Below are 232 nucleotides of genomic sequence, written 5' to 3' on the forward strand. Positions count from 1 at the left end.
GGATTCAGCTGACCTAGACGTAGCAGGGAAAATAACTGAACATTATGGTTATAATTTAAATGAAAATATACTTAAGGGTGAGATACGTTATTTGAATGGAGAAGAAACTTATTCTAGATGGAAGAATTTAAGTTTAGGTTTATATTTTCCAACATATTTTGACTCTAGAAAAACAAACCCTTTCCATATAAATATTAGTGGAGGAGGTGGAGAAAAGTATAGACCATATTAC

1 protein-coding gene is annotated in these 232 nt (G+C 31.0%); it reads left to right on the plus strand.

The window, feature by feature from the left end; translation table 11 throughout:
- Positions 1 to 232, plus strand: a 232-nt coding sequence (locus tag AAEY79_RS16565) for a hypothetical protein (protein ID WP_352289900.1), incomplete at both ends; no start/stop codon positions are given.

The sequence above is a fragment of the Psychrobacter sp. GW64-MNA-CIBAN-0177 genome, from assembly GCF_040309585.1.
Lineage (GTDB): Bacteria > Pseudomonadota > Gammaproteobacteria > Pseudomonadales > Moraxellaceae > Psychrobacter > Psychrobacter okhotskensis.